Source organism: Providencia sp. PROV033 (assembly GCF_028484855.1).
In the GTDB taxonomy this organism is placed as follows: domain Bacteria; phylum Pseudomonadota; class Gammaproteobacteria; order Enterobacterales; family Enterobacteriaceae; genus Providencia; species Providencia alcalifaciens.
On record NZ_JAMPSW010000144.1, the window covers coordinates 1 to 5833 of the forward strand.

Annotated in this window: 5 protein-coding genes; 4 read left to right on the forward strand and 1 reads right to left on the reverse strand. The window is 41.2% G+C overall.

Translation table 11 applies throughout. From position 1 onward, the window contains the following. Nucleotides 1-492: 492 nt before the first annotated feature. Nucleotides 493-3090, forward strand: coding sequence for a bifunctional aconitate hydratase 2/2-methylisocitrate dehydratase (gene acnB / locus PSF16_RS16290; RefSeq protein ID WP_006658026.1), 2598 nt, complete (start codon nucleotides 493-495; stop codon nucleotides 3088-3090). 107 nt (nucleotides 3091-3197) lie between these two features. Here the strand turns inward: acnB and PSF16_RS16295 are convergent, their stop codons facing one another. Further along, nucleotides 3198-3575, reverse strand: a complete 378-nt coding sequence (locus PSF16_RS16295) for a VOC family protein (protein ID WP_272689684.1) — start codon at nucleotides 3573-3575, stop codon at nucleotides 3198-3200. A gap of 176 nt (nucleotides 3576-3751) precedes the next feature. Between PSF16_RS16295 and PSF16_RS16300 the strand changes: the two genes are divergently transcribed. From PSF16_RS16300 to PSF16_RS16310, 3 genes are all read left to right on the forward strand, one after another. After that, nucleotides 3752-4117, forward strand: coding sequence for a YacL family protein (locus PSF16_RS16300; RefSeq protein ID WP_006658028.1), 366 nt, complete (start codon nucleotides 3752-3754; stop codon nucleotides 4115-4117). 152 nt (nucleotides 4118-4269) lie between these two features. Further along, nucleotides 4270-5142, forward strand: a complete 873-nt coding sequence (gene mscS, locus PSF16_RS16305; RefSeq protein WP_006658029.1) for a small-conductance mechanosensitive channel MscS — start codon at nucleotides 4270-4272, stop codon at nucleotides 5140-5142. 206 nt (nucleotides 5143-5348) lie between these two features. Continuing rightward, nucleotides 5349-5833: LysE family transporter (locus PSF16_RS16310; protein WP_272689685.1), on the forward strand; the 485-nt coding region annotated here is incomplete at its 3' end.

Here is a 5833-nt window from a genome sequence, read left to right on the forward strand (position 1 = left end):
TTTTTTATTGGTTCCCCTCAGCAATTTGGTTGAACTAAAAAGACCAATAAACCCCATAAAATCCATTAAAAAATTTTAAACCAATCGCAATGATTTGCCTTATCAATTAGTCAGATAAGTAAAAATGAGTTATTAAATATAATTTGTGATAAGGGATGAAAAAAGACACTAATTAGAGTGCTTTCAGCCATGAAATGGATTATAAAAAGTAGGGTCTTAATGGATGTTTATAATGGATTATGATGTTTCAAGCTTAAAAATTGCCCTATAAAGTTTGTTAATGGGTTAAGTTAGCAGAAGAATGTTACTTTCTTGTGAATGAATTAACATTACGTTTAAATTCTGCTATGCTGATTGCCCGAAGCTGGACATAATTTTATCGCCATTGAGATTATGTGAGCAAATTCCTCTGACCTGGCACCGGATGATAATTTTTTTCAGGATGGTGCAGACAGCCGGGTATATAAATAACAAAGAAGCGAGGAGAACGTCGTGCTAGAAGAATACCGTAAGCACGTAGCCGAGCGTGCCGCTCAAGGGATTGTCCCTAAGCCATTAGATGCGTCACAAGTAGCTGCACTAGTCGAGTTACTGAAAAACCCACCCAAAGGTGAAGAAGATTTCTTGTTAGACCTGCTGACCAACCGTGTCCCACCTGGCGTTGATGAAGCAGCTTACGTTAAAGCTGGATTTTTAGCCGCGATCGCAAAAGGCGAAACATCCTCCCCTCTGATCTCCCCTGAAAAAGCCATTGAACTGCTAGGTACCATGCAGGGCGGATACAATATTCACGCACTAATCGAAGCTCTTGATGATGCCAAATTGGCAGCCATCGCAGCGAAAGCACTTTCCCACACTCTACTGATGTTCGATAATTTCTATGATGTAGAAGAAAAAGCGAAAGCGGGAAATGCGCATGCTAAGCAAGTGATTGAATCATGGGCGAATGCAGATTGGTTCAAAGAGCGTCCTGAATTAGCTGAAAAAATGACCGTGACGGTCTTTAAAGTGACTGGCGAAACCAACACGGATGACTTATCTCCTGCACCAGATGCATGGTCGCGACCAGATATTCCTCTGCATGCCTTAGCCATGCTGAAAAACGCACGCGATGGCATCGTTCCTGATGAAGCGGGTAACGTAGGTCCAATTAAACAAATCGAAGAACTGAATAAAAAAGGCTTCCCGCTGGCTTATGTGGGTGACGTTGTTGGTACTGGTTCTTCACGTAAATCAGCAACGAACTCGGTTCTGTGGTTTATGGGCGATGATATTCCATTCGTGCCTAATAAACGTGGTGGCGGAGTTGTGCTGGGCGGAAAAATTGCACCAATCTTCTTTAACACAATGGAAGATGCGGGAGCACTGCCAATTGAAGTGGATGTCTCTAAGCTGAATATGGGCGATGTGATTGATATCTATCCATATAAAGGTGAAGTTCGTAATCACGAAACTAACGAATTGTTAGAAACATTCGAATTAAAAACGGATGTGTTAATCGATGAAGTTCGTGCTGGTGGTCGTATTCCTCTAATCATCGGTCGTGGCTTAACCACAAAAGCACGCGAGGCATTAGGTTTAGGTGCAACGGATATGTTCCGTCTTGCAAAACCTGTTGCACAAAGTAATCGTGGTTACTCATTAGCACAAAAAATGGTCGGTCGCGCATGCGGTCGTCAAGGTATTCGCCCTGGTGAATACTGTGAACCTAAAATGACGTCTGTCGGTTCACAAGATACAACGGGTCCAATGACTCGTGATGAGCTGAAAGACTTAGCGTGTTTAGGATTCTCTGCGGATTTAGTGATGCAGTCATTCTGTCACACGGCGGCGTATCCAAAACCAGTAGACGTGACAACACACCATACACTACCTGATTTTATTATGAACCGTGGTGGGGTTTCTCTGCGTCCGGGCGACGGTATTATTCACTCTTGGTTAAACCGTATGCTATTGCCAGATACTGTTGGTACTGGTGGTGACTCGCATACCCGTTTCCCAATTGGTATCTCATTCCCAGCAGGTTCTGGTTTAGTGGCTTTTGCTGCTGCAACCGGTGTTATGCCTCTGGATATGCCAGAGTCCGTATTAGTTCGCTTCAAAGGACAAATGCAACCGGGTATTACATTACGTGACCTTGTTCATGCTATTCCTCTGTATGCGATTAAAGATGGATTACTGACTGTTGAGAAAAAAGGTAAGAAAAACATTTTCTCTGGCCGTATTCTGGAAATTGAAGGTCTTCCTGAGCTGAAAGTTGAGCAAGCATTTGAATTAGCGGATGCGTCAGCAGAACGTTCAGCTGCGGGTTGTACTATCAAGTTGGATAAAGCGCCAATCATTGAATACCTGCAATCCAACATCGTTCTGTTGAAATGGATGATCGCGGAAGGTTACGGCGACCGCCGTACCATCGAACGTCGTATCAAAGGGATGGAAAACTGGCTTGCTAACCCTGAGTTACTGGAAGGTGACGCGGATGCAGAATACGCGGCAGTGATTGAAATCGATCTTAATGAGATCAAAGAGCCAATTCTGTGTGCGCCAAATGACCCAGATGATGCACGTTTACTGTCTGATGTTCAGAATGAAAAAATCGATGAAGTATTTATCGGTTCTTGTATGACTAACATCGGTCACTTCCGTGCGGCAGGTAAACTGCTGGATTCCCATAAAGGTCAATTACCAACTCGCCTGTGGGTTGCGCCACCAACGAAGATGGATGCTGCGCAGCTAACGGAAGAAGGTTACTACAGCGTATTTGGTAAGAGTGGGGCTCGTATTGAAGTCCCGGGCTGTTCACTGTGTATGGGGAACCAAGCTCGAGTGGCAGATGGCGCAACCGTTGTTTCCACGTCTACGCGTAACTTCCCGAACCGTTTAGGTACAGGTGCCAATGTTTATTTGGCATCAGCGGAGTTAGCCGCAGTGGCTTCCCTATTAGGTCGCTTGCCAACACCTGCTGAGTATCAACAGTTTATGAATAAAGTCGATGAGACTGCGGAAGACACATACCGTTATCTGAACTTTGATCGACTGGATCAGTACACTGAGAAAGCGGATGGAGTGATCTTCCAAACTGCTGTTTAATGATTGATTAATCGCGGTTATATTAATTAAACCCCAATAGTTGTTAATTCAATTATTGGGGTTTTCTATTTCTACGTGAAAAATACAGAGGGATAAATAGGTTGATGCTAAATATATTGAGAAATTTCGATTAAATTTAAATCGGGATCTCGGAGATATAACGACAAAATTTTGCCTGTAGCGCCAGTGCGTTGTACAGGTCCTTCAATAATTTTTACATCCTGTTGTTCAAGATGTTTTTGCACATCGAGAAGCGGTATATCACTAATAAAACAGAGATCCAGTGACCCTGGCACGGGTAAGTGAGCCTTAGGTTCAAACTCTTTTCCATATTGGTGAATGTTTATTTTTTGCTGACCAAACTGTAATGCGTAACGTTGTTCACCAAACGTGATCACAGATATTTTTAAGATACGCTGGTAAAAATCAAGACAGGTATCAAGATTAGTGGTGGTTAAAACAAGGTGGTCTACGCGATTAATCATTGAAGTCCTTATTACCGAGTCGAAGAGGTATAGTTAATTTTAATTGAATAAGCATATTTGTGTAGTGCAATAATTCCATACTGAAATATTCTTCTGACAGCTCGTAATAGCGCTAAGCAAACCCGCTTGACTCGCGTTATACTTAATTCAAAGACGCAAAGTGTGAGGTATTGCATATGGACTACCAATTTTTAAAGGATATTACAGGAAGTATTACCGCAAAATTTTCAATGGATCATGAAGCTATTGGTTATTGGCTAAACGAGGAAATTAAAAACGACCTCAGTTTACTGGATACTATCGCAGATAATTATGAACTGATTAAAGGCAGTGAAAAGCAGTGGGAGTTTATTGGTCACGAATACACACTGATTCTCGATGATGAGGAAGTCATGATCCGTGCGAATCAGTTAGCGTTTGAGACCGATGGGTTAGAAGAAGGAATGAGTTACTATGATAATGAAAGCATTGCCTTTTGCGGTATCAATGACTTCTTCGATATGCTAGATGACTATCGTGAATTTGTTATCGAAAATCGATAAAAAGTATTTTATTTATCGATTAATTTTATATTTTGATGATTTATAGCTATTATTTTAAGCGTGTTATTCAATTATTTACTCATGATTTTTGAGATTGTTAATTGAATTGAGCGAGTTTTCCTAGTCTAAATTTGATCGAAAAGGATATACATATGAATACTGATGATGTTACAGGCGCATTGAATGATGCAACGAATTGGTTTGTGGCAAATCAGGATCTGCTAGTCCAGTATGTCGTCAATATCGTTTCCGCACTTGTTATTTTAATTGTGGGGTTGATGATTGCTAAATGGGTTAGCCGTGGTTTGAATCGCGTGATGACAATGAGAGGAATTGACTCCACTGTTAGCGAATTTTTATCTGCTATTGCTCGCTATACCATTGTGGCATTTACCTTAATTGCTGTGCTGGGCAAAATTGGCGTACAAACTGCCTCTGTCATCGCGGTAATGGGTGCCGCCGGTTTAGCGGTTGGTTTAGCATTACAAAACTCATTAGGTAACTTTGCTGCAGGCGTTTTGCTGGTGGTATTTAGACCATTAAAAGCGGGTGAATTTGTGAAGATTGGTGCGATTGACGGTACTGTCCAAAGCGTACAAATTTTCTCAACCACATTAAAAACGGCGGATGACCGTATCGTTGTTATCCCAAATGGTAAAATCATTGGGGACAGCATCATTAACGTGACCCGTGAGCCACTTCGCCGTCAAGATATCATGGTGGGCGTTGCTTATAACTCAGATATTGATATGGTTAAAAAAGTCTTAGGTGATATTGTTGCGGCTGACAAACGTATTCTGCACGATAAAGGTGTCACTATCCGTTTAAATGAAATGGCGCCTTCTTCATTGAATTATTTAGTGCGTTTTTGGACCACGAATGGTGATACGTGGCCTGTTTACTGGGATTTAATGGAAAACTTTAAACGTGCATTAGATCAGCACAATATTGGAATTCCATTCCCACAAATGGATGTTCACCTTCATCAAGTTAATCCTAGTGTGAAAAATATTTCTGCTGAATAACTCATCATGTGTACCATGAAAAATGGCGTAGACTAAAAAACTACGCCATTTTTATTCCCAGAATATAGGTAATCTTATTTCAAATTTCTCTCTATGAATTTGTATTAGCCTTTCTTATGCCCTATTAGAGTTAATCGTTTTCACTAATGATTTTTCGTGGATATTATTCTGTGCAGATAATCTGAATAATTATTAGGAAAATTTGCATGTTTACGATTTATTTTCAGGGGGCTCTTTTAGGGGCTGCAATGATATTGCCATTAGGTCCACAAAATGCATTTGTTTTACAACAAGGTAGCCGAAAGCAGTTTCATTTGATGAGTGCATTATTATGCGCATTAAGTGATACGATTTTAATTATTGCGGGGGTTTTTGGTGGCAGCGCGTTATTAAGTCAATCTGAGCTATTAATGGCACTGATTACTTGGGCGGGAGTCGCATTTTTAGTGTGGTATGGCTATAAGGCATTTCGCACAGCAATGACGCCAGATGACGCAGTATTGCAATTAGAACGTAAGATGATGACACGATGGAAAGTGGTCGTGACGTTGTTTGCCGTGACTTGGCTTAACCCTCATGTGTATTTAGATACTTTTGTGGTATTAGGTAGTGTTGGTGGTCAATTAGAAAGTCAGTTGCGCCCATGGTTCACGGCTGGGGCATTAACGGCTTCATTCGTTTGGTTTTTTTT

Bases quoted from the DNA above. Each gene is read 5' to 3' on its own strand.
- PSF16_RS16295 (WP_272689684.1), bottom strand. From the start codon at position 3,575: ATGATTAATCGCGTAGACCACCTTGTTTTAACCACCACTAATCTTGAT.
- PSF16_RS16300 (WP_006658028.1), top strand. From the start codon at position 3,752: ATGGACTACCAATTTTTAAAGGATATTACAGGAAGTATTACCGCAAAA.
- mscS (WP_006658029.1), top strand. From the start codon at position 4,270: ATGAATACTGATGATGTTACAGGCGCATTGAATGATGCAACGAATTGG.